This is a genomic window from Pseudomonas sp. LAMO17WK12:I5 (assembly GCF_900215165.1).
GTDB lineage: Bacteria > Pseudomonadota > Gammaproteobacteria > Pseudomonadales > Pseudomonadaceae > Aquipseudomonas > Aquipseudomonas putida_A.
In genome coordinates this window covers 304318-325790 of the sequence record NZ_OBDS01000007.1, presented here as the reverse complement: position 1 = coordinate 325790, position 21473 = coordinate 304318, and the positions used below count along the sequence as shown (strand labels likewise).

At 61.3% G+C, this 21473-nt stretch carries 19 protein-coding genes; 6 read left to right on the top strand and 13 right to left on the bottom strand.

The features are described from left to right. Positions 1-27: 27 nt before the first annotated feature. Positions 28-2298 carry a catalase/peroxidase HPI gene (gene katG / locus CRO59_RS14760; RefSeq protein ID WP_097087906.1) on the top strand — a complete coding sequence of 757 codons (2271 nt, stop codon included), beginning with the start codon at positions 28-30 and terminating at the stop codon, positions 2296-2298. 120 nt (positions 2299-2418) lie between these two features. Here the strand turns inward: katG and pepN are convergent, their stop codons facing one another. The 6 genes from pepN to CRO59_RS14730 are packed head-to-tail and all read right to left on the bottom strand — an operon-like array spanning position 2419 to position 8935. Continuing rightward, on the bottom strand, positions 2419-5076 hold the full coding sequence (pepN, locus tag CRO59_RS14755) for an aminopeptidase N (RefSeq protein ID WP_097087908.1): 2658 nt from the start codon (positions 5074-5076) through the stop codon (positions 2419-2421). 10 nt (positions 5077-5086) lie between these two features. Continuing rightward, positions 5087-5917 (bottom strand): DUF2797 domain-containing protein, encoded by an 831-nt coding sequence (locus CRO59_RS14750; RefSeq protein WP_027613137.1) that lies wholly within the window; start codon positions 5915-5917, stop codon positions 5087-5089. Further along, the gene (locus CRO59_RS14745; RefSeq protein ID WP_003224178.1) at positions 5914-6174 is read right to left on the bottom strand and encodes a YeaC family protein; all 261 of its coding nucleotides are present in this window, start codon (positions 6172-6174) and stop codon (positions 5914-5916) included. Before CRO59_RS14745 ends, CRO59_RS14750 begins: the two co-directional genes overlap by 4 nt. Positions 6175-6207: 33 nt before the next feature. After that, a complete protein-coding gene (locus CRO59_RS14740) occupies positions 6208-7077 on the bottom strand; it encodes a rhomboid family intramembrane serine protease (protein WP_027613138.1) in 870 nt (289 codons plus the stop codon). Beyond that, positions 7074-8048: a metallophosphoesterase gene (locus CRO59_RS14735; RefSeq protein WP_371917819.1), complete on the bottom strand. Its 975-nt coding sequence runs from the start codon at positions 8046-8048 to the stop codon at positions 7074-7076. Before CRO59_RS14735 ends, CRO59_RS14740 begins: the two co-directional genes overlap by 4 nt. Then, entirely contained in the window at positions 8045-8935 is an 891-nt protein-coding gene (locus CRO59_RS14730) for an NAD(+) kinase (RefSeq protein WP_003224174.1), read from the bottom strand. The genes CRO59_RS14735 and CRO59_RS14730 overlap by 4 nt, the downstream gene beginning before the upstream one ends. A gap of 115 nt (positions 8936-9050) precedes the next feature. On the opposite strand from CRO59_RS14730, the gene CRO59_RS14725 reads away from it, so the two are divergent. Next, positions 9051-10001 (top strand): DUF1853 family protein, encoded by a 951-nt coding sequence (locus CRO59_RS14725; RefSeq protein WP_097087912.1) that lies wholly within the window; start codon positions 9051-9053, stop codon positions 9999-10001. A gap of 103 nt (positions 10002-10104) precedes the next feature. Here the strand turns inward: CRO59_RS14725 and CRO59_RS14720 are convergent, their stop codons facing one another. Both CRO59_RS14720 and CRO59_RS14715 read right to left on the bottom strand, forming a co-directional pair. Beyond that, positions 10105-11388 (bottom strand): arsenic transporter, encoded by a 1284-nt coding sequence (locus CRO59_RS14720; protein ID WP_097087915.1) that lies wholly within the window; start codon positions 11386-11388, stop codon positions 10105-10107. Positions 11389-11548: 160 nt separating this feature from the next. Then, positions 11549-12106, bottom strand: a complete 558-nt coding sequence (locus CRO59_RS14715; protein ID WP_027613142.1) for an NADPH-dependent FMN reductase — start codon at positions 12104-12106, stop codon at positions 11549-11551. 183 nt (positions 12107-12289) lie between these two features. Here CRO59_RS14715 and CRO59_RS14710 point away from each other — a divergent pair, with 183 nt between their 5' ends. Both CRO59_RS14710 and CRO59_RS14705 read left to right on the top strand, forming a co-directional pair. Beyond that, positions 12290-12520 carry a hypothetical protein gene (locus CRO59_RS14710; RefSeq protein WP_007965845.1) on the top strand — a complete coding sequence of 77 codons (231 nt, stop codon included), beginning with the start codon at positions 12290-12292 and terminating at the stop codon, positions 12518-12520. An 85-nt stretch (positions 12521-12605) separates the two neighbouring features. Beyond that, positions 12606-13499 carry a LysR substrate-binding domain-containing protein gene (locus CRO59_RS14705; RefSeq protein WP_097087916.1) on the top strand — a complete coding sequence of 298 codons (894 nt, stop codon included), beginning with the start codon at positions 12606-12608 and terminating at the stop codon, positions 13497-13499. Here the strand turns inward: CRO59_RS14705 and CRO59_RS14700 are convergent. The 5 genes from CRO59_RS14700 to CRO59_RS14680 form a co-directional block, all read right to left on the bottom strand. After that, complete coding sequence (locus tag CRO59_RS14700; RefSeq protein ID WP_097087917.1) at positions 13465-14079, bottom strand: GNAT family N-acetyltransferase; 615 nt, start codon at positions 14077-14079, stop codon at positions 13465-13467. The two genes, CRO59_RS14705 and CRO59_RS14700, sit on opposite strands and share 35 nt — an antisense overlap. 14 nt (positions 14080-14093) lie before the next feature. Next, positions 14094-16349, bottom strand: a complete 2256-nt coding sequence (locus CRO59_RS14695) for an Orn/Lys/Arg decarboxylase N-terminal domain-containing protein (protein WP_097087919.1) — start codon at positions 16347-16349, stop codon at positions 14094-14096. A gap of 214 nt (positions 16350-16563) precedes the next feature. After that, complete coding sequence (gene dnaQ, locus CRO59_RS14690) at positions 16564-17322, bottom strand: DNA polymerase III subunit epsilon (RefSeq protein ID WP_027613146.1); 759 nt, start codon at positions 17320-17322, stop codon at positions 16564-16566. A 183-nt stretch (positions 17323-17505) separates the two neighbouring features. Further along, a complete protein-coding gene (gene rnhA, locus CRO59_RS14685) occupies positions 17506-17967 on the bottom strand; it encodes a ribonuclease HI (RefSeq protein WP_003224162.1) in 462 nt (153 codons plus the stop codon). Between the two features lie 91 nt (positions 17968-18058). After that, the gene (locus CRO59_RS14680; RefSeq protein ID WP_003224159.1) at positions 18059-18817 is read right to left on the bottom strand and encodes a methyltransferase domain-containing protein; all 759 of its coding nucleotides are present in this window, start codon (positions 18815-18817) and stop codon (positions 18059-18061) included. Positions 18818-18883: 66 nt separating this feature from the next. On the opposite strand from CRO59_RS14680, the gene gloB reads away from it, so the two are divergent. Both gloB and CRO59_RS14670 read left to right on the top strand, forming a co-directional pair. Further along, entirely contained in the window at positions 18884-19651 is a 768-nt protein-coding gene (gloB, locus tag CRO59_RS14675; protein ID WP_097088211.1) for a hydroxyacylglutathione hydrolase, read from the top strand. 99 nt (positions 19652-19750) lie between these two features. Further along, positions 19751-21217: a LysM peptidoglycan-binding domain-containing protein gene (locus CRO59_RS14670; RefSeq protein ID WP_007965321.1), complete on the top strand. Its 1467-nt coding sequence runs from the start codon at positions 19751-19753 to the stop codon at positions 21215-21217. The last annotated feature ends 256 nt before the right edge of the window (positions 21218-21473 follow it).

The following is a 21473-nucleotide window of genomic DNA, read 5'->3' as shown; positions in this document are numbered from 1 at the left end:
CGCACAAGACCTGATAAGGACTCGAACATGGCAAACGAATCGAAATGCCCGTTCAACCACGCCGCCGGTGGTGGTACGACAAACCGTGACTGGTGGCCGAATCAACTGAACCTGAAGATCCTCAGCCAGCACTCGCCCAAGTCCGATCCGCTGGGCAAGGACTTCGACTACGCCAAAGCCTTCCATAGCCTGGACTTCCAGGCCCTGAAACAAGACCTGCGTGCGCTGATGACCGACTCCCAGGACTGGTGGCCGGCGGACTTCGGCCACTACGGCCCGCTGTTCATCCGCATGGCCTGGCACAGCGCCGGCACCTATCGCACCGCCGATGGCCGCGGTGGCGCCGGCTCCGGGCAACAGCGTTTCGCTCCGCTCAACAGCTGGCCGGACAACGTCAGCCTCGACAAAGCGCGGCGACTGCTGTGGCCGATCAAACAGAAATACGGCCGCAATATTTCCTGGGCCGACCTGATCGTGCTCACCGGCAACGTTGCACTGGAGTCGATGGGCTTCAAGACCTTCGGCTTCTCCGGCGGACGTCCCGATGTCTGGGAACCGGACGAAGACGTGTATTGGGGTTCGGAGCGCGAATGGCTCGGCGGCGACAGCCGCTACGGCAAAGACAAGTCGGCCATGCAGGAACCGGGTGACGGTACGCTGGTGGCCGAACCGGACTTGCACGGCAAAGAGCAAAGCCGCACCGATCAGGGCGAACGTAATCTGGAAAATCCATTGGCCGCCGTGCAGATGGGCCTGATTTACGTGAACCCGGAAGGCCCTGAAGGCAATCCCGACCCGGTCGCCTCCGGTCGCGATATCCGCGAAACCTTCGGCCGCATGGCCATGAACGACGAAGAAACCGTCGCGCTGATCGCCGGCGGTCACGCCTTCGGCAAGACCCACGGCGCCGGCCCGGCCGACAATGTCGGACCTGAGCCGGAAGCGGCCGGCCTGGAAGAACAGGGCCTCGGCTGGCGCAACGCATTCGGCACCGGCAAAGGCGCCGACACCATCACCAGTGGCCTCGAAGTCACCTGGACCACGACCCCGACTCAGTGGAGCAACAATTACCTGGAAAACCTGTTCGGTTTCGAGTGGGAACTGTTCAAAAGTCCGGCCGGTGCGCACCAGTGGAAACCGAAAAACGGCGCGGGGGCTGGCACCGTTCCCCATGCGCACGATCCAAGCAAAAAACTCGCGCCAACCATGCTCACCTCCGACCTGGCGCTACGCTTCGACCCGATCTACGAGCCGATCGCCCGCCGTTTCCTGGCCAATCCTGATCAATTGGCCGACGCCTTCGCCCGCGCCTGGTACAAACTGATCCACCGAGACATGGGTCCGCTGTCGCGCTACCTCGGCCCGGAACTGCCGAACGAAGAACTGCTGTGGCAGGACCCGATTCCCGATGCCACTCACCCACTGATCGACAGCAATGATGCGGCGGCGCTGAAAAGCAAAGTGCTGGCGTCCGGTCTGTCAGTGTCGCAACTGGTGTCCACCGCTTGGGCCGCGGCATCGACATTCCGTGGTTCGGACAAACGGGGGGGCGCCAACGGCGGACGTCTGCGTCTGGCCCCGCAGAAATTCTGGCAGGCCAACCAGCCGGAGCAACTGGACAAGGTGCTGAAGACCCTTGAGGGCATTCAGAACGAGTTCAACGCCGGATCATCCGGCAAGAAAGTCTCGCTGGCGGATCTGATCGTGCTGGCGGGTAACGCCGGGGTCGAGCAAGCGGCGAAAAACGCCGGGCACTCGGTCTCTGTGCCGTTCAATCCAGGACGCACCGACGCGACTCAGGAGCAAACCGATGTCGAGTCGTTTGGTTTCCTCGAACCGATTGCCGATGGTTTCCGCAACTACAGCAAGGGCAAATACACCGTGTCGGCCGAAGCGCTGCTGATCGACAAGGCGCAACTGCTCACCCTCTCCGCTCCGGAAATGACCGTACTGGTCGGTGGTCTGCGGGTATTGGGGGCGAATGTCGGGCAGAGCCGGCATGGCGTGTTCACCTCGCGCACGGAAACCCTGAGCAACGACTTCTTCACCAACCTGCTGGACATGGGCGTGGAGTGGAAGCCGACGTCAGCGGCAGCGGACGAGTTCGAAGGACGCGATCGCAAGACCGGTAGCGTGAAGTGGACCGCGACGCGGGTCGATCTGGTGTTTGGTTCCAACGCGATACTGCGCGCGCTGGCCGAGGTGTATGCGAGTTCTGACGCGAAGGAACAGTTCGTCAAAGACTTCGTGGCGGCGTGGGCCAAGGTGATGGAGCTGGATCGATTCGACCTGAAATAACCGAGTAACCGCGCTCCCATGTGGGAGCGGGCTTGCTCGCGAATACGGTATACCAGTCGACATCTCCGTGTCTGACACACCGCTTTCGCGAGCAAGCCCGCTCCCACATTTCGTTATGCGTTACGCCAGGCTTTTGCTCACCACTTCATATACATCGCTGGACAGCTGACCGGAAGCCAGAATCCGCTCAAGCTCAGCCTTCATCAGCGCCTGACGGGCGCTGTCGTATTTACGCCAGCGAGTCAGCGGCGCCAGTTGCCGCGAAGCGATCTGCGGGTTGAAGCCGTTCAGTTCGATCACCAGATCCGCGAGGAAGCGGTAGCCGGAACCGTCGGCGGCGTGGAAGTTGATCAGGTTCTGCCCGGCAAACGCACCGACCAGCGCACGCACCTTGTTCGGGTTCTTGATATTGAACGCCGGGTGCTGCATCAACGCCTTCACCCGCGCCAGACCGCCCGGCAGTGTGCTGCCGGCCTGCACGCTGAACCACTGATCCATGACCAGCGGATTGTCCTTGAAGTGCTCGGCGAACGTCGCCAGCGCTTTGGCCTTGTGTTCTTCGAACGGCGAGTTGACCAGCACCGCCAGCGCGGTCAGGCGCTCGGTCATGTTGTCGCTGTTTTCGAACTGTTCCTGCGTAGCGGCCAGCACTTCCGGCTTGCCGCTGAGCATCAGGTACGACAGCGCAATGTTCTGCAGCGCGCGACGGGCAAAGTGCTCGGCCTCGGCCACATACGGCGTCTGCTTCGACAAGTCGCGGTTGGCCTGATAACGCAGCCACAGCGCTTCGAACAGATTGTCCGCCAGTTGCTTGCGGGCAAACTCGCGAGCGGTGTGGATCGCCTCGACATCCGCCACTTCGCTGATTTCGGTCAGATACGCTTCGCTCGGCAGCGAAAGCATTTCGGCGACCATGGCCTGATCCAGCGACTCATCGGACAGCACGGTTTTCAGCGCCGAGATCAATCGCGGATCGAGCACCAGGCTCTCGCCCTTCTGCTGCTGCGCGATCAGTTCTTGCAGCACCTGCACCGACAGTTGCTGACCGGCGTCCCAGCGGTTGAAGCCGTCGCTGTCGTGCTGCATCAGGAACATCAACTGGTCGCGGTTGTACGGGAAGCTCAGTTTTACCGGTGCCGAGAAACCACGCAGCAACGATGGCAGCGGCTGTTCAGCGATGTCGACGAAGGTAAAGGTCTGCTCAGCCTCGGTCACCGAGATCACGCGGGTGGTGCCCTGGGCCGACGTTTCACCGGCCAGACGCAGCGCGATCTCGTTGCCTTTGCTGTCGAGCAGACCGAGTTCGACCGGGATCACGAACGGCAGTTTTTCCACCTTGTCCGGGGTTTCCGGGCAGCTCTGGCGGAAGGTCAGGCTGTAGGTTTTCGCCGCGGCGTCGTAGGACTCGCTGACCGCCAGACGCGGCGTGCCAGCCTGGCTGTACCAGCGTTTGAACTGGGTCAGGTCGACACCGTTGGCGTCTTCCATGGCCTTGACAAAGTCGTCGCAGGTCACGGCCTGGCCGTCGTGGCGTTCGAAGTACAGGTCACTGCCCTTGCGGAAGCCTTCGGCACCCAGCAAGGTATGGATCATGCCGACCACTTCCGAGCCTTTTTCGTACACGGTCAGGGTGTAGAAGTTGGAAATCTCGATGAAGCTGTCCGGGCGCACCGCGTGGGCCATCGGGCCGGCATCTTCGGCGAACTGGTGGGTACGCAGGTACGCTACGTCCTGAATGCGCTTGACCGTGGCCGAGTTCATGTCCGAGGAGAAACCGGCGTCACGGAACACGGTGAAGCCTTCCTTGAGCGACAGCTGGAACCAGTCGCGGCAGGTCACGCGGTTACCCGACCAGTTGTGGAAGTATTCGTGGGCGACGATTGCCTCGACCCGCTGGTGCGCGGCGTCGGTGGCGGTTTCTGCGCGAGCCAGCACGGCGCTGGAGTTGAAGATGTTGAGGCCCTTGTTCTCCATCGCGCCCATATTGAAGTCGTTGACGGCGACGATCATGAAGATGTCCAGATCATACTCGCGACCGTAGACCTCTTCGTCCCAGCGCATCGACTTCTTCAGGCTGTTCATCGCGTGCTGGCACTTGTCGATGTTTTCCGGCTCGACGTAGATGCGCAGCGCGACATTACGGTTGGTCATGGTGGTAAAGGTGTCTTCGACACACCACAAATCACCGGCCACCAGCGCGAACAGGTACGCCGGCTTCATGAACGGGTCTTCCCAGGTCGCCCAGTGTCGGCCGTCTTCGCCCGGGCCGGAGGCAATCGGGTTGCCGTTGGACAGCAGCACCGGATAGCTGTGCTGCTCGGCGACCACCGTGGTGGTGAACTTGCTCATCACGTCCGGGCGGTCGAGGTAATAGGTGATCTTGCGGAAGCCTTCGGCCTCGCACTGGGTACAGAACATCGTGCCGGACTTGTAAAGGCCTTCCAACGCGGTATTGGTTTCCGGGTGAATCCGGACGCTGGTGTCGACCGTGAAGCTGGCGCTGGCCGGCTGCAGGGTCAGGGTATTTTCGCTCAGCTGATAATCGCCGGCGCTCAGTTCCTGGTCGGCCAGGGTTACCGACAGCAGTTCCAGTTGCTGGCCGTCGAGCACCAGCGGCGGCAGGCCTGGGCCACGCTCCGGGTTGCGGCGCATCACCAGTTGCGCGTGGACCAGGCTGTGGTCCTCGAACAGCTCGAAGGTCAGGTGCGTCTCGTCGATCAGGTACTCGGGCGCCTGATAGTCCTTCAGGTAAATCATCTTCGGTTGTTCGGTGCGCATGCTGGAATCCTTATTGATGCACGGCGAGCTGATAGGCCGTGTATTTACGAATGTTGATCACGCCGGTGTCAAAAATCAGGTACTGACCCTTGATACCCAGCAGCGTGCCTTCGGCAATCGGGTTCTTGTCCAGGTTGAAGCTGACGATTTTGGCCGGGTATTGCTCGACCGGATAGCGGATTTCGAGAGGTTCTACATCGGCAATCGTCTGAATTGCTTGTAGGCCGAATCGCTGCTGCAGGCCTTGCAAGCCCTCGGCGCAGCTTTCAAACAGTTGATCGCGCACTTGCGCCAGATCCACCGCCGCCGCATCGCCCTTGAGCAACGCGCGCCAGTTGGTCTTGTCTGCCACCTGGCTGCGGAACAGGTCTTCGACGAAGCCCGACTGCTGGCGCGTCGATACGCGCATGATCGGCAGCGCCTGACTCGCGCCCTGATCGAGCCAGCGGGTCGGCAACTGCGTGGCGCGGGTGATACCGACCTTGATCCCCGACGAGTTGGCCAGATACACCACATGATCAGTCATGCAGAACTTCTGCCCCCACTCCGGCTCCCGGCAGGTACCGGCCTCGAAGTGACAACGCTCCGGGCTCATGATGCACAGATCGCACTGCGCCAGTTTGGTCATGCACGGGTAGCAGTAACCCTGACTGAAACTGGTTTTGGTCTTGCGCCCGCAATGGGTGCAATGAATCGCCCCCAGGTACTCCAGACGCACCGTGGTGCCGATCATGGGGTTGACCGGGACCTCGACGTCATCCAGACGAAACGCGTATTGCACATTCGGCCCGTCCAGGCGCGCCGACATTTTGCTGATTGCACCGCGGCCAATCTCGATCAATGGATGGCATCCGACTTGAACAGGATGTTCGGCACTTCGATCGACTTCGACGCACATTCCTGCGGGCCCATGTAACCGGTGCGCTGGTCTTCAGGCAGGTTCTGGATTTCCCAGGCGATCATCGCCTGCAGCGAAAGCTCGCGCTGTTCGGCGGTGAGTTTGCCACCGTCGGACCACTTGCCGATTTCCACGGCCAGTTTCAGGCTCTCGTAGATGTCCGGGGTGATGTTTTTGATCATGTCGTTAAAAGAGGACATCAGGGTCTCCGTGCTCTTTATTCACTTAAAATTTCAGGCGGCCAGTTTACGGCGGTTATACAAACCGCCCAACAAACCGGTGAAGCATCCGATGAGTAACCCGCTGACGTGCGCGGCGTTGGCGATCTGGCCGAAACCGATCATCGAGACCAGTCCGGACATGCAAATCACCAGCCACACCAGCATCATCACCAGCACGCCTCGCGGCAGGCGATACGCCGGGTTCGGCGCCAGCAACTGGAAAATCCAGCAATGGCCGAGCAAACCGTAGAGCACGCCAGACAAGCCGCCAAACAGGCTCGGGCCGCTCCAGGCAAACTGCGCGTAGTTCGACACCAGGCTGAACAGCAGGGTCAGACCGAGCAGGTTGATGCTGCCCTGACGTGACTCGATGCGCCGCCCCAGTTCCCAGTACCACATGCCGTTCATGGCCAGGTGCAGGATGCCGAAGTGCAGCAGCATCGGCGTGAACAGGCGCCACCACTGCCCCGCCGCCAGGCTGTCGGCCAGCGGCGTGAACTGGATGTACTCGCCGACCACGCGGAAGTCGAGGAAGGTCAGCCAGCGAATGGTGTCGAGGTTGTCGCCCAGATAGGTCAGGCCACCGACCAGCAGGCTCAGCAGCAGGATCAACCCGGTGGCCTTGGCGTGTTTGAGTTGCTCGGCGAAGCTCGGACGCTTGAAAGTCGGCGCCAGCGGGATGTCCAGTTGCTGATCGGGGTCACCGGCCGGGAAGCGCTCGTACAGCGAACGTACGTCTTCGCTGATTTCCGAAGGTGCCCACAGCACCTGCTCGCCCGCCTCTTCGCTGACCCGATGCGGCACCTGCATCCGTTGCAGCAGCTTGACGAAACCGCTCAGGTCCACCGCCAACGGCAGACGCAATACCGCTACCGCACTCATTGCAGCACCTCCGGCCGCTCGACATCGACCCAGACAAATTTATGCGGATCCAGGCGTGTTTCCTGATCCAGACGATAGGCCACCAGTTTGCCGTAGAGCACCGCGCTGTAATCGAGACACGCGAGGTTCGGGCGGATCGGCGCCGGTTTGCCGCTGCGCCAGTAGTGGCCGACGAACAACAACGGCTCGTCAATGCCGTAGCGCAGCAGATTGTTTTTTTCGCTGGAGGTCAGCGGCTTCTGCGCCACCGGCTCCGGCAGCGCATCTGGCTGGAAGACGATGTCGCCGTAGGTTTTCGGGTCGTCTTCCCAGAATTTGGTGCGGAAGAACGAGCGCACCAGACCGTCGCCGCTGGTCATGGTCAAGCCATCCGGCAGGCGCATGTCGGTGCCGCGCAGCAAGCGGTCGAACACGGTGCAGGCGAAACTGCCGGGCACGGCCGAGGCCTGGAGAAAATGCTCGTCGATGCGCGCATCGGGAAACAGCCCGCGCAATGGTTCGATCAGGCTGGCATCCCAACAGGCGTGCACCACACGGAAGCGCCCGGCATCAACCACCAGCGGCAGCTCGTAGAACCAGTTGAGGAAGTCATGCCAGTCGCCCGGATGGTCTTCGAACTGGGTCAGGGTTTCCTGCAGCAGGCGTGCATGGCGCGGCGTGTGCTCTCGGACGAACTGCTTGCCGCTGCCCGGCAGCGCCGGCGTGCTCCAGCCCAGTGCGTTGAATTCGTGATTGCCCATGATGCACAGCGCCTGCCCGGCCTCGACCATGTCGTGGACGATGTGCAGCGCCTCGCGGATTCGCGGGCCACGGTCGATGATGTCGCCGACGAACACGGCCATGCGCGATGGATGCCGCCAGACCCCGCCCTGCTTGTGATAACCGAGTCGGTCAAGCAAGTGTTCGAGGGTCAGGGCGCATCCGTGCACGTCACCAATCAAGTCATAACTGCGCGCGGGATCGAGCATCAGTCGCCTCCACCACCCAACTTGCTGCCCCAGCCGAGCTTGGTCCGGCAGACTTCGTAGTAGTTGTGGTCGAGCGGGTGAATCAGCCGCAGCTTCTGGGCTTTCTTGCTGACGGTGATGGTGTCGCCCGGCGCGCAGGTGAAGTGGTTCTGCCCGTCGCAAGAGACTTGCGGGTAGATCTGCATGTTTTTCGACACGACGATTTTCAGCTCACTGTTGCCATCGACCACAATTGGCCGACTCGACAACATATGGGGGTACATCGGCACGATCACAATGGCATCGAGCTTGGGATGCATGATCGGGCCACCAGCGGACAGCGCGTACGCGGTGGAACCGGTCGGCGTGGCGACGATCAGGCCGTCGGCCTTCTGGCTGCAAACGAACTGGCCGTCGATGTACAGCTCGAACTCGATCATCCGCGTCGATTTGCCCGGGTGCAGCACCACGTCGTTCAACGCATCGCCCTGGCCGATGGCCTCGGCATGGCGGCGAACTTCGGCTTGCAGCAGGAAGCGGTTTTCCACCAGATAATGGCCGTCGAGCACCTTGGCCACTTCGACTTCCAGCTCATCGGGACGAATGTCGGTGAGGAAACCAAGGCTGCCACGGTTGATCCCCAGCACCGGAATATTGTGCTTGGCCAGCGCCCGCGCGGCGCCGAGCAGGCTGCCGTCACCGCCGACGACGATGACCATGTCGCAGACTTCGCCGAGCATCTTGCGCGACGAGGTTTGCAGGCCGTGGCCCGGCAGGACTTCGGCGATGGTGTCTTCGAGAATCACGTGCAGGTGACGATCGAGCAGAAAGCGTTTCAGTCGGCGGACGGTATCCAGCACCTGGGAACTGCCCAGGCGACCGATGATGCCGATATTACGAAATTGCTCCATGGGACCTCTGCGGACAATCGAAAACGCGAAAAACACGATTATGGGCGAAAGCCCGCGATAGACAAAATCCTTTCAGCCTCAAGGGTGCGCGCGTGTTTAAGGCTATGCTCGCAAGATGATCCTGTTTCCCGACCTGCTCCAGTTACCACACCAATTACGCCATCCGGAAGTGCGTGACCTGGCGTGGGTGATTCTCGCCCCTCCGATGCTGGCCGCAACGCCGTGGCCGCAGCGCCATCCGCTGGCCGGCAGCGACTGGGTCAGTGATCCGCAGCGCCTGGAGCACTGGCTGCGGCAACTCGATCGCGACAGTTATGGCTTGTTGCATTGGCTGTCGCAGGCGCGCACGCGGCGGCTGGGCCTGTATTACGAACGGTTGTGGCAGTTTGCCGTGGAGCATGCGCCGGGCATCGAACTGATTGCCGCCAACCTGCCGATCCGCCGCGAAGGCCACACCCTCGGTGAACTCGACATGCTGCTGCGCGACCGCGACGGCGTGCATCACCTGGAACTGGCGATCAAGCTCTACCTCGGCCCGCAGGAAGGCGACGGCCACGACCCGGCGCAATGGCTGGGGCCGGGTTGTCATGATCGACTGGACCGCAAACTGGCGCATCTGGCCGAACACCAACTGCCGATCTCGGCGCGCCCGGAAAGCCGTGAGGTGCTGGCGAAGCTGGATATCGAGGTGTTCAGTGCGCAGTTGTGGCTGGGCGGATACCTGTTGTACCCGTGGCCCGGCACGTCTGCATCACCGAGCGGCGCGCATCCGCAACATTTGCGTGGGAGCTGGCTGCATCAGAAGGACTGGTCGGCATTCGTCGCTCAGCGTCCGGCCGGGCGCTGGCAACCCCTGCCCCGCCATGCATGGCTGGCGCCGGCACACTACCCGGCGGATCAGACCTGGAGTGCTGAACATCTGCAGATGTGGCTGGACGACCTGGAACCGATGGCCCCGGCGCAACTGCTGGTGCGCCTGACCGAGAATGCGCGGGGCGAATGGGAAGAGGCGGAGCGGTTGTTTCTGGTGGCGGATCTTTGGCCGAATGTGCCGGGGCAGGTGTGAGAGTTGTAGTGCCTTAACCGGCCCTATCGCGAGCAGGCTCACTCCTACAGGGGAACGCATTCCAAGGTAGGAGTGAGCCTGCTCGCGATTGGGGCAACTCGGTCTAAAGGGATAACCGCAGCGCCAAAGCCGCCAAGGTAATCAACAACACCGGCACCGTCAGCACAATCCCGACCTTGAAGTAATAGCCCCAACCAATCCGGATATTCTTGCGCGCCAGCACATGCAGCCAGAGCAAGGTCGCCAGACTGCCGATCGGGGTGATTTTCGGCCCCAAGTCGCTGCCGATCACGTTGGCGTAGATCATCGCTTCCTTGATCACACCGCTGGCCTGACTGGCATCGATCGACAACAAGCCGATCAGCACCGTCGGCAAGTTGTTCATGATCGATGACAATAGCGCGGTCAGCACCCCTGTGCCCAGCGCCGCGCCCCACACACCGTACCCGGCAAACACATCCAGCCAGCCGGCCAAGTAGCCGGTCAGCCCGGCATTGCGCAGGCCATAGACCACCAGATACATGCCCAGCGAGAAAATCACGATCTGCCACGGCGCTTCTTTCAGCACCTTGCGCGTGGAAATCTTGTGGCCACGGGCGGCGATCCCCAGCAGCAGCGCCGCGCAGACCGCCGAGATCGCGCTGATCGGGATGCCCAGCTGTTCGAGGAAGAAGCAGCCGATCAACAAAATCACCAGCACCACCCAGCCGGCATAGAACGTGGCTTTGTCGTGGATCGCCGTGTGCGGCTGTTCGAGCTGTTCGGGGTCGTAGGCCTTGGGGATGTCGCGGCGGAAAAACCACATCAGCACGCCTAGCGTCGCGGCCACGCTGACGAAGTTGACCGGCACCATCACCGCCGCATAGCGGTTGAAGCCGATGTGAAAGAAGTCCGCCGAAACGATGTTGACCAGGTTCGACACCACCAGCGGCAGGCTCGCGGTGTCGGCGATGAAGCCGGCGCCCATGACGAACGCCAGGGTCGCCGCCGGGGAAAAGCGCAGCGCCAGCAGCATCGAAATCACGATCGGCGTGAGGATCAGCGCCGCGCCGTCATTGGCGAACAACGCCGACACCAGCGCGCCGAGCAGCACCATGAAGGCAAACAGCTTGCGCCCACTGCCCCGCCCCCAGCGCGCCACGTGCAGCGCGGCCCAGGCGAAGAACCCGGCTTCGTCGAGCAACAGGCTGATGATGATCAGCGCAACGAACGTGCCGGTGGCGTTCCAGATGATCTGCCACACCAGCGGAATATCGCTCAAGTGCACGACGCCGAAGATCAGTGCCAGCACGGCGCCGAGCGTCGCGCTCCAGCCGACCCCGAGGCCTTTGGGTTGCCAGATGACAAGGGTGATGGTCAGCAGGAAGATCAGTGACGCAGCGAGCATTCGCGACAGCCTTCAATTATTCAATGAGTGGAGATCCAAACGTGGGAGCGGGCTTGCTCGCGAAAGCGGTGTGTCAGATGACAACTTTGTGTCTGACACACCGCCTTCGCGAGCAAGCCCGCTCCCACAGGATCTCTGTTTTATCGCAGCTCTGACCAGATTATTTTTTGTGTTGTTCCACAAATTTCCCATACGCATTGATGAAATTCTGCAGGAACGGTTTCACCGACTCGCTCAACTTGCCCGCCTCGTCAAACGCCGAACCCGCGCCCCCCAGATACGCTTCCGGCTGCTGCATGCACGGCACATCGAGAAACACGAAAGACTGGCGCAAATGCTGGTTGGCGCCAAAACCGCCAATCGCCCCCGGCGACACGCTGATCACCGCACCCGGTTTGCCGCTCCAGACGGCTTTGCCATACGGCCGCGAACCCACGTCAATCGCATTCTTCAAAGGCGCCGGCACCGAGCGGTTATATTCCGGGGTGACGAACAGCACCGCGTCGGAAGAACCGACTTCCTGGCGGAAAGTGCTGTAGGCTGCCGGCGGTGAATCGCCGTCGATGTCTTCGTTATAGAGTGGCAGGTCGCCAATCTCGACAATCTTCAGTTTGAGGTTCGCCGGTGCCAGTTCGGCCAGCGCCAGCGCGACTTTGCGGTTGATCGATGCTTTGCGCAGGCTGCCGACGACTACAGCGACGTTGTAGACATTGCTCATGGAAGACTCTCGACTGTCGGTGGGAAGAGCCAGTAGTTATAGATGATTCGATGACAGTTTCACCAGCGAGCAAGGGAAATTCCTGCGCGCTGATTATTTTTTTCCTGTAGGAAAACTTACAGGGCTTGATGACGGTCTACCAAGCCGCAAATCAAGCGTTTTATCTCCAGAGGTTCTAAGCAGATGGCAGCAGTACTCGTCGGTCAGTTCCATGCAAGAGATGCGGAAGGCCGCGTTTATTCCGTGCATGAGTTCCAGGAATCCACCCCGTCGGCAGACGGTTCCACTGGCTCGGAGCCGATTTACAAACTGGCCATTGGCGATCGCGTCAACAAAGTCAGTGACACCGAGTTTCTCCTGGTTCAGTCAGGTATTACCCTGACCCGTGAGCCTGAGACAACCGTCGCGTCATAACTGGCCGTTATGAGCAGAAGTCATATGCGCAGACTTGGGGTAGGATTCAGCCACTGACCCCACCTGCTGAACATGGACTTCACGCATGCGTTTACGTCATATCGAAGTGATTCAGGCGCTCTTGCAGACCGGTCACCTGGGCACCGCCGCCGAATGGCTGCAGCTCCCGGTGACCGAGGTCGAAGAGCGTTTGCGCGAAGCCGAGAGCGAGTTGGGGTTCATGCTGTTCGCCAGCGTACGCGGCCGGCTGCAATCGACGCCTGAAGCGCGGGCGTTGCAGGTGGAAATCGCTCACGTCTATCAGGCGCTGGAGCCGGTGCAGCGCTTGGCCAGCAGCCTCAAGCAATACCTCGCCCCGCCCCTGCGCATCATCGGCACCCCGCCGCTGGCGCAACAGCTGTTGCCGCAAAGTATCGCGCTGCTGCGCCGACGCTTGCCCGACGCTCCTTGCCGCTTGCTCAGCTCTCCGACCTGCGACATCGTCCGCAGCCTGCTGCTGCGCGAAAGCGATCTGGGCCTGAGCCTGCACGATCCGGAACACCCCGACATCCATTGCCAGCCATTGGCCCACGGCAAGCTGCAACTGCTCGCGCCCCACGGCTGGCTGCAACCGAAGCAGAAATACATTTCCCTGCAGGATCTCGCTGGCCAGGCAATGGTCGGCCTCGAAGGCCACGACCCGTTGAGCCCGGCGCTGGAGCACAAACTCCAGGCCCTACGCCCGGCGCCGAGCATCCAGACCCGAGTACAAACCCATCAGATGATGCGCAGCATGGTCGAGGCCGGCGAAGGCCTGGCCATCGTCGACCCGTTCACCGCCCTCGGCGCGCGGACGAGCGGACTGGATGTCTGCCCGTTGTCACCGGCGGTGCCGATCAGCCTGTATGCCCTGACCTACCGACACAGCGCCACGCCGACAGCGGTTCAGACCCTGCTGACGATCATCACGGAACAAGCCGAGGCGATGCTGGCGAGCTGAGTGGGTTTTCCAGCGGGTTATCGAACAGCCGGTACCAGAACAGCGCAATTTCCGCAGTGTTCGGATCAATCCCGCGATAACGCAAATGGTCGATACCACCAATCTCGTAGCCACAACGCTCATACAGGCGACAGGCACCGAGGTTATTGTTCTGGGTTTCGAGCATGATCCCCGGCAGTTTTTTCTTGCGACTCCAGAACTGCGCGACATCCAGCAGCGCCTTGGCCACACCATGCCGGCGCGCCGGTGCGTGTACCGCCAGCTCATCGATATGGGCAAAGCCGTTCCAGTTGGTGCTGATCACCAGATGACCGACCGGCTCATCATCGAGATACGCCATGAAAATCGCGCTGTCGGCGGCATCGCGATAGCTGCTGAACTCTTCAGGATCAATGCCGTAGCACTTGCGGTACGGCACGATCGGCGTCACCGCCCAGCGCTCGACCGGTTGACCAATGAGGGCGGCACCGTACGCGGCCACCTCGAAACTGAAGTCGCTGCCCCAGATGTACGCCGCGAAACCATCGTCGGCGACGCGCACCGACAGCCCTGGGTATTTCGGATTCATGACCGGTTGCATACTCGGAAAAGTCCTCATTCCTTGACGCAATCGACGGTGTACTGCCGTCCATTGCCCTCGTCTTCATGTTGCAGTCCATGCACATCAGCGACAAAACCGGGGAAGCTGCTATCGAACGTGCGGGCGAACTTCAGGTAGTCAATGATCGAGCGGGTTGCCTCGGTAAAGCGCTCGCCGGGCATGATCAATGGAATTCCCGGTGGATACGGCACCAGCATCACCGCCGCGATCCTTCCTTCCAGCTCATCGATCGGCACCGCCTCGACTTCGCCGCGCACCAGATGATCATAGGCATGGGCCGGCTTCATTGCGATTTCCGGCAGCACCGTGTACATGCGTTTCAGATGTTTGGCGGTGGCGTTGCTGCGGTAACAGGCGTGCAGTTGATCGCACAGGTCACGCAGGCCCATGCCGCGATAGCGCGCGGTGTCTTGCTGCGCCACGCACGGCAGGCAGGTCGCGAGACTGATGTTGGCGTCGTAACTGCGCTTGAACTCCAGCAACTCGGTGAGCAGCGTGCTCCACTTGCCTTTGGTGATGCCCATCGAGAACAGCACCAGGAACGAATACAGCCCGGTCTTCTCCACCACCAGCCCGCGCTCCCAGAGAAACTTGCTGACCACCGCTGCCGGGATGCCCTTCTCGCTCAGCGCGCCACCGGCATTCAACCCGGGCATGACCAGGGTCACTTTGATCGGGTCGAGCAGCACATAGTCGTCACTGACTTCGCCGAAGCCGTGCCAGTCGGCGTCCGGCTGCAGCAGCCAGTCTTCAGTCTGCACCCGGTCGATGCCTTCGACGCCGGGCGGCTGCCAGATCGAGAACCACCAGTCGTCCGCCGCAATGTGCTGGCGCAGATTGGCCAGCGCCCGGCGAAAACTCAGCGCTTCATCGAAGGTTTCCTGCAACAGCGAACGCCCGGCCGGGCCTTCCATCATGGCCGAGGCCACATCCAGCGAAGCGATGATGCTGTACTGTGGCGAAGTCGAGATGTGCATCATGAACGCTTCGTTGAAACGGTCACGGTCCAGTTGCCGCGCTCCGCCGTCCTGCACATGAATCATCGAGGCCTGGCTGAACGCGGCGAGCAGCTTGTGCGTGGAGTGAGTGGTGAACACCAGCGGGCTGTCCTCGGTGCGCGAGGTGGCCATGCCATAACGCCCGGCGAAGAACTCGTGAAACGCCGCGTAGGCGTACCACGCCTCATCGAAATGCAGCACTTCAACGCTATTGCCCAGGCTCTGTTTGATCAGCTCGGCGTTGTAGCACAGGCCGTCGTAGGTCGAATTGGTCACCACCGCCAGTTTGACTTTCGGCGCCCGGCCCTTGGTCAGCGGGCTGGCGTCGATCTTCGCCTGAATCGATTCGCGGCTGAATTCGCTCAGCGGAATCGGGCCGATGATCCCCAGCTCATTGCGCTCCGGGCACAGGTACAGCGGGATCGCGCCGGTCATGATGATCGCGTGCAGCACCGACTTGTGGCAGTTGCGATCGACCAGCACCAGATCATCCCGACCGACCATCGAGTGCCAGACGATCTTGTTGGCGGTCGAGGTGCCATTGATCACGAAAAACGTGTGATCGGCGCCGAAGTTGCGCGCGGCGCGCTCTTCGGCTTCGGCCAGCGGCCCAGTGTGATCGAGCAGTGAACCGAGTTCCGGCACCGATACCGACAAGTCCGAACGCAGGGTGTTTTCGCCAAAGAACTGATGAAACGCCTGCCCCACCGGACTCTTGTGATAGGCCACGCCACCGCCATGCCCGGGGGTGTGCCAGGAATAGTTGGAGTCGGCGGTGTGCTGCACCAGCGCCTTGAAAAACGGCGGCAGCAGACCGTCCAGATACTTGCGCGCCGCCCGCGCCACTTGCCGCGCCAGAAACGGCACAGTGTCTTCGAACAGATAGAGAATGCCGCGCAGTTGATTGAGCTCGACCATGGCATCGGCGGGGGCGTTTTCCAGAGTGACCTGTTCGCCGAGGGCAAAGATCGGCAGATCCGGCGCGCGCACCCGGGCCAGACCGATCAGTTCGGCCATGTTCTGCAGCAGATGCGAGTGGGTGCTGGCGTCTTCGGCAGCGATCAGCATGCACGCCAGACCATGATGGGTGGAGGCCACCAACCGCCCTTCGGTGTAGTCGATGGCCGAAACGATATTGAAACCTTCCTGCTCCAACTCCCGGGCGATGCCACGGATACGGTCACCGGCGACCGTGTCGGCCTTGATGTCGCGGTGGACGATCAACACCGGAAACTTCAAATCTTTGTACATGAGGCTCAGTGTCCCGAGGCGGCGGATCAAAGTCTGCCAATGCACTCAGGGTAGAGGGTTGCAGCGAAAGTGGCGAGGGTGGCCAGTTGGCTTCATCTCGTCAAAAGCAAAAGATCGCAGCCTGCGGCAGCTCCTACAAAGAAATGCGATCCCCTGTAGGAGCTGCCGAAGGCTGCGATCTTTTGATCTTTTGATCTTTTGATCTTTTGATCTTTCAGGCCTGAGCATCAGCCTCGGCAATCTGTGTCCACAACGCCGGCCCACCCGCCGACTTGGCAATGATTTCGAGTCGCGCCATATGCGCCGCCAGTTCCTCTTCCGTCGCCCGAATGATCCGCGCAGGCTGACGACTCGCCGGCAGACGACGGATTTCGGTGGCGGAGTTGTCCGCGCCCTCGCCCGTGCCATTGCCGTCGGAAGCGTTGCCGGCCAGCGACAGACTGGTCTGGCCACCGGTCATGGTCAGGTAGACGTCGGCGAGAATCTCCGAGTCGAGCAAGGCGCCGTGCAGTTCACGGCCAGAGTTGTCGACGCCATAACGTTTGCACAAGGCGTCGAGGCTGTTGCGCTGCCCCGGGTGACGTTCCCGAGCCATCATCAGGGTGTCGAGGATGGTGCAATGCTGGGTGATGTCAGCGCGATCGTGCTGACCCATCAAGGCAAATTCGTTGTTGATGAAGCCAACGTCGAACGCCGCGTTATGGATGATCAGTTGCGCGCCGTTGATGAACTCGAAGAACTCGTCGGCCACTTCGGCGAAGCGCGGTTTGCCGACGAGGAATTCGTTGGTGATGCCGTGAACGCCGATCGCGCCCTCGTCACTCTCGCGATCCGGTTGCAGGTAGACGTGAAAGTGCCGGCCCGTCAGGCGCCGACCGATCAGTTCGACACAGCCGATCTCAATGATCCGGTGACCATCGGTCACCGGCATGCCGGTGGTTTCGGTATCGAGTACAACGGATCTGGTGGCCATCAGTGTTCAATTCTCAACGGGGTCAATCGTGCAAAAGCGGCGATGTTAACACGCTCGGTGGGGGTGTTTCAGTCAGACCGTGTCGCCCCATTCGCGAGCAGGCTCGCTCCCACAGGGAAGCGCATTCCAATGTGGGAGCGAGCCTGCTCGCGAATGGGCCGTACCACAGTGCAGCGCCGTTAATCAGCTCTGCTTGTACCCGCGAACTTCATCCACCCCACGGTTGGCCAACTGGTCAGCCCGTTCGTTACCGTGATGACCAATGTGCCCGCGCACCCACTTCCAGGTGACCTTGTGGCGATTGACCTGCTCATCCAGCTCTTTCCACAGATCAGCGTTTTTCACCGGTTCTTTCGCCGCCGTCTTCCAGCCGCGTTTTTTCCAGTTGGCCATCCACTCGTTGATGCCCTTCATCACATATTGCGAGTCGGTCACCAGCAGCACTTCGCACGGACGCTTCAAGGCTTCGAGGCCACGGATGGCGCCGAGCAGTTCCATGCGGTTGTTGGTGGTATTGGCTTCGCCGCCCCACAGTTCCTTTTCGACGCCCTTGCACACCAGCAAGGCGCCCCAGCCGCCTGGGCCGGGGTTGCCCTTGCAGGCACCGTCGGTGAACAGTTCTACGCTATCGACGCTTTCGCTCATGCCACTCTATCCAGAAAAATGCCTGGCCCCGTCAATCGCGGATCGACGATGGCCGCGGCCGGAACAAGTCCGGCCACTATAAAAAGAAGGTTTACGGTTCGATACGACGGCGGTTGACCTTGGCCATCGGCAGCGGAATCAGCTTGCCCATCGGCTCGCGACGCTCCTGACGCACCGGGCGCAGGCCGACCACGATCTTGCGCGCGACCAATAAATAGAAGCCACCGCCCGACAGTTGCCAGTCGCCGGCCTTGCGTTCCCAGCCGGCCAGTCGGGCCTGCCACTTGGGCGACGCGAGCGGCGGACGATAGCACCCGAAGCGGCGTTTCTCCAGCGCAAACCCCAGCAGATTGAGCCAGTCGGCGACCCGCGACGGCGAGATGCAGCGTGCCTGGCGCAAGGCGTCGTGAGCGAAAACGTGGCGCAAGCCCCAGGTGCTCCAGGGGTTGATGCCGATGATCAGCAGATGCCCGCCGGGGCGCACGCTGCTCGCCGCTTCGCGCAGCAAACCGTGGGGCGACAGACAGAAATCCAGACCGTGCTGCAATACCACCACGTCGGCGGCGTGCTCACTCAATGGCCAGGCCTGTTCCTCGCAGACGATCTCGACACCCGGCAACGGCGCGCCGAGCCGCACGTTGCGCTGTACCTGCGGCGCCGACGGCGGAGTCTGGGCCGACGGCCCGTAATGCACCAGATAGCCGCCGAAGAACCGCCCCAACTCGTCTTCGAGCATGCGCCGTTCTTCATCCAGCAGAAATTGCCCGAGCGGGCCGGCCAGCCATTCTCGGGCCGCGCCGATCAACGCCAGCCAGTCGGGATCGGCCTGAGCGAACGCTTTATCGGTCATGTCATTCTCCAACGCCGCTAGAAGCTCTAAGATGCGCCAATGTTTTCCGCTTGGCGAATTCCGACGATGATACAGATCAGTGCCCTGCCCGCGTTCACCGACAACTACATCTGGTTGTTACAGGATCACCGCACCCAGCGCTGCGCCGTGGTCGACCCGGGCGATGCCGCGCCGGTGCAGGCCTGGCTGGCCGCGCACCCGGGCTGGGTGTTGAGCGACATTCTGATCACCCATCACCATCACGATCACGTCGGCGGCGTCGAACGCCTGAAAACGGCAACCGGCGCTAAAGTCTCCGGCCCGGCCAGCGAAAACATCCCGGGGCGCGACGTGGCGCTCAAGGACAACGACACGGTCAGCGTGCTCGGCTGGGATTTCGATGTCTATGCGGTGCCCGGTCACACCCTCGGCCACATCGCCTATTACCACCACGGCCTGCTGTTTTGCGGCGACACCCTGTTCGCCGCCGGTTGCGGACGCCTGTTCGAAGGCACGCCGGAGCAGATGCACCACTCGCTCGGCCGTCTCGCTGCCCTGCCCGAGGATACGCTGGTGTATTGCACCCATGAATACACCCTGAGCAATCTGAAATTTGCTGCGGCAGTCGAACCGAGCAACCCGGACATTGCCGCCCGTCTGGAAAAAGTCACCCGGCAACGGGAAAAAGGCGTGATGACCCTGCCCTCTACCCTGGCCCTGGAAAAGCTCACAAATCCGTTTTTGCGTACCGCTGAAACATTAGTTACACAAAAAGTGGACGAACGGGCAGGCGCTCAAAACCGGGCGCCGAGTGAGGTTTTTGCGGCTCTGCGGGCATGGAAAGATAAGTTCTAAGTGACTCACCAGTTGGTACAAAAATTCTGAATGGTTGACCGCAGGGGGTGCGCTTTCTAGAATCGCCCGACATTTTTGCCCGGAACTTACTTCCAGCCAATGTCGTCATCCATACGTAAGTCCGTCAATTCAGACACGCTGACCCGCCTGGCGCAAGCCATCGCGGTGGCTGTGTCCGCCACGTTGGCGGGCTGTTCCAGCCATGCTCCGCAACCTGAAGCGAGCCATACGCCGAACATTGCTGCGCGAGCCAAGCAGAAACCGATCTGGCTCAGCGAAAAGCCTAGCCCGCAGGTGCCTCAGGACATCTGGGAGCGCATGCGCGGTGGTTTCCAGCTGCAGGACGGCCTGGGCGTCAACCCGCGCATCGAGCAGCAGCGGCTGTGGTTTGCCAGCAACCCGTCCTTTCTGGAGAACGCCGGCGAACGCGGCAGTCTCTACATTCATTACATCGTCGAACGCCTCGAAGAGCGCAATATGCCGCTGGAACTGGCCCTGCTGCCAGTGATCGAGAGCGCCTACAACCCGATGGCCTATTCCCGGGCCGACGCATCGGGCCTGTGGCAATTCATCCCGTCCACCGGTCGTTACTACAACCTGCGCCAGACCCGCTTCTATGATGGCCGTCGCGATATCACCGCCTCGACCACCGCCGCGATGGACTACCTGACTCGCCTGCACGACATGTTCAACGGTGACTGGCTGCTGGCCCTGGCGGCGTATAACGCCGGTGAAGGCACGGTCAGCCGCGCCATCGAGCGTAATGAGAAGCTTGGCCTGCCGACCGACTACTGGAACCTGTCGTCGTTGCCGGCGGAAACCCAGGCCTACGTGCCGAAGCTGCTGGCCCTGTCGCAAGTGGTGCTGGCCCCGGAAGCCTACGGGGTGAACCTCAACCCGATCGCCAACGAACCCTATTTCCAGGTCGTCGAAATCAACCAGCGCATGGACCTGTCCAAGGTTGCGGCGGTGGCCAACATCGACGAAGACGAGCTGTTCCAGCTCAACCCGGCCTTCAAGCAGCGCACCACCATCGACGGCCCTCAGCATCTGCTGGTGCCGACGTCCAAGGCGCAATTGCTGACCGCCAGCCTGCAGACCATGCGGCCTGAAGAGCTGATCAGCCCGCGTTCGCTGAAGCCGGTGTTCGACGGTGCCGACCCGACTGAAGTGGCGAAGCTCAAGCGCGCTTACCGGGTCAAACGCGGCGACAATCTCGGTTCCATTGCCAAGGCCAACAAGGTCGAAGTCAAGGATCTGCAGCGCTGGAACAAGCTGACCGGCAAGAACCTCAAGGTCGGCCAGACCTTGGTGATGCAGGACAACACCAAGCGCACCCCGGCGCGCAGCGGTGGCCGGGTCAACACGGTGATCGCCGCCAACAGCAAGAGCAAAGGCAAAGCCGACAGCCAGCAGCAGACCCAGTACAAGGTCAAACGTGGCGACACCCTGTACGTGGTGGCCAAGCGTTTCAACGTCGAGATGCAGCATCTCAAGCGCTGGAACCCGGGTGCCGGCAAGGCCCTCAAGCCTGGGCAGATGCTCACGGTCTACCAGCCGCACTGACAGAAGAGCCCCTGACTTTTCAGGGGCTTTTTTATTACCAGAATATTGTCCCTGACGGATTCCTTGTGGTGAGGGGATTTATCCCCGATGGGGCGCGAAGCGACCCCTGCCTTCCAAAAACCACGGGGACTGCTACGCAGTCCATCGGGGATAAATCCCCTCGCTACAATGCAAACCGGGCAAGCATTGCACGCCGATTAACAGCGCATTAACCCGCTATCTTTTTCCTGTCCAGACAAGCTGTTACTGTACGGCC

What these genes read in the sequence shown, in the direction of transcription:
- katG (WP_097087906.1), top strand. Translation starts at nt 28, where the DNA reads ATGGCAAACGAATCGAAATGCCCGTTCAACCACGCCGCCGGTGGTGGT.
- pepN (WP_097087908.1), bottom strand. Translation starts at nt 5,076, where the DNA reads ATGCGCACCGAACAACCGAAGATGATTTACCTGAAGGACTATCAGGCG.
- CRO59_RS14745 (WP_003224178.1), bottom strand. Translation starts at nt 6,174, where the DNA reads ATGTCCTCTTTTAACGACATGATCAAAAACATCACCCCGGACATCTAC.
- CRO59_RS14740 (WP_027613138.1), bottom strand. Translation starts at nt 7,077, where the DNA reads ATGAGTGCGGTAGCGGTATTGCGTCTGCCGTTGGCGGTGGACCTGAGC.
- CRO59_RS14730 (WP_003224174.1), bottom strand. Translation starts at nt 8,935, where the DNA reads ATGGAGCAATTTCGTAATATCGGCATCATCGGTCGCCTGGGCAGTTCC.
- CRO59_RS14725 (WP_097087912.1), top strand. Translation starts at nt 9,051, where the DNA reads ATGATCCTGTTTCCCGACCTGCTCCAGTTACCACACCAATTACGCCAT.
- CRO59_RS14720 (WP_097087915.1), bottom strand. Translation starts at nt 11,388, where the DNA reads ATGCTCGCTGCGTCACTGATCTTCCTGCTGACCATCACCCTTGTCATC.
- CRO59_RS14715 (WP_027613142.1), bottom strand. Translation starts at nt 12,106, where the DNA reads ATGAGCAATGTCTACAACGTCGCTGTAGTCGTCGGCAGCCTGCGCAAA.
- CRO59_RS14710 (WP_007965845.1), top strand. Translation starts at nt 12,290, where the DNA reads ATGGCAGCAGTACTCGTCGGTCAGTTCCATGCAAGAGATGCGGAAGGC.
- CRO59_RS14705 (WP_097087916.1), top strand. Translation starts at nt 12,606, where the DNA reads ATGCGTTTACGTCATATCGAAGTGATTCAGGCGCTCTTGCAGACCGGT.
- CRO59_RS14700 (WP_097087917.1), bottom strand. Translation starts at nt 14,079, where the DNA reads ATGCAACCGGTCATGAATCCGAAATACCCAGGGCTGTCGGTGCGCGTC.
- CRO59_RS14695 (WP_097087919.1), bottom strand. Translation starts at nt 16,349, where the DNA reads ATGTACAAAGATTTGAAGTTTCCGGTGTTGATCGTCCACCGCGACATC.
- dnaQ (WP_027613146.1), bottom strand. Translation starts at nt 17,322, where the DNA reads ATGGCCACCAGATCCGTTGTACTCGATACCGAAACCACCGGCATGCCG.
- rnhA (WP_003224162.1), bottom strand. Translation starts at nt 17,967, where the DNA reads ATGAGCGAAAGCGTCGATAGCGTAGAACTGTTCACCGACGGTGCCTGC.
- CRO59_RS14680 (WP_003224159.1), bottom strand. Translation starts at nt 18,817, where the DNA reads ATGACCGATAAAGCGTTCGCTCAGGCCGATCCCGACTGGCTGGCGTTG.
- gloB (WP_097088211.1), top strand. Translation starts at nt 18,884, where the DNA reads ATGATACAGATCAGTGCCCTGCCCGCGTTCACCGACAACTACATCTGG.
- CRO59_RS14670 (WP_007965321.1), top strand. Translation starts at nt 19,751, where the DNA reads ATGTCGTCATCCATACGTAAGTCCGTCAATTCAGACACGCTGACCCGC.